A 1197-nucleotide genomic window follows, 5' to 3' on the forward strand; every position below is an offset into this window, starting at 1 on the left:
TCGAGGATCAGGCCCGCACCGTCGAACGCATTTTGGGTGGCTTGGGCTTCACCTGCATCCGCGAGAGCGTCAACGCGGTGGAGGCCTGGCTGGGCAGCCTGCCCGGGCATGTCTACGCCAATGTGCGTCAGCCCCTGGTCCATACCCTGAACCTCGCGCATTTGATGCCGCTGTCCTCGGTTTGGGCCGGACCGGCGCGGAATGACCACCTGGACGGCCCCCCGCTTCTCCATGCCGACACCTCCGGTTCCACCCCGTTCCGCCTCTCCACCCATGTGGGGGACGTGGGGCATATGCTGATCGTCGGCCCCACGGGAGCCGGGAAGTCCGTGCTGCTTGCCCTGATGGCCCTGCAGTTCCGATGCTACGCCGGATCCCAGGTGGTCCTCTTCGACAAGGGGCAGTCGGCCCGGGCCGCCGTTCTCGCCATGGGCGGAGAACACCATGTCCTGGGCGCCGAGGGTGGCCTTGCTTTCCAACCCCTGCGGGATATTGATGCCCCCGCCACCCGAAGCTGGGCGGCGGATTGGATCGGTGGACTGCTGCTTCACGAAGGCGTCCCCGTCACTCCCGAGGTGAAGGACGCCGTCTGGTCCGCTCTGGGCAATCTGGCGTCCGCCCCGCCGGAGGAGCGGACGTTGACCGGCCTTTCGGTGCTGCTGCAATCCAACGCCCTGAAGGCGGCGCTCCAGCCCTACACCCTGGACGGTCCCTTCGGTCACCTGCTCGACGCCGCCGAGGATCGTCTGGCCCGGGCCGACGTCCAATGTTTCGAGACCGAGGAGGTGATGCACCAGCCCGCCGTGGTACCCCCGGTGCTCACCTATCTGTTCCATCGTCTGGAAGCCCGGTTCGACGGAAAACCGACCCTGCTGATCCTCGACGAGGCCTGGGTCTATCTCGACAACCCGCTCTTCGCCGCGCGCATCCGCGAATGGCTCAAGGTGCTGCGCAAGAAGAACGTGGCGGTGGTCTTCGCCACCCAATCCCTGGCCGATATCGCCGACAGCGCCATCGCCCCGGCGATCATCGAAAGCTGCCCCCAGCGGATTTTTCTGCCCAATGACCGCGCCGTGGAACCCCAGTCCCGGAGCGCCTATGCCCATTTCGGGCTGAACGACCGGCAGATCGACCTGATCGCCCAGGCCACGCCCAAGCGCCACTACACCCTGCAATCCCGCCGGGGCAACCGGCTGT

Annotated in this window: 1 pseudogene; it reads left to right on the forward strand. The window is 66.7% G+C overall.

The window, feature by feature from the left end:
* Window positions 1-1197: pseudogene (locus ACLIRY_RS27145) on the forward strand (conjugal transfer protein TrbE); the annotation flags it as partial.

It is taken from the genome of Rhodospirillum sp. A1_3_36 (assembly GCF_047263945.1).
Classification (GTDB): Bacteria; Pseudomonadota; Alphaproteobacteria; order Rhodospirillales; family Rhodospirillaceae; genus Rhodospirillum.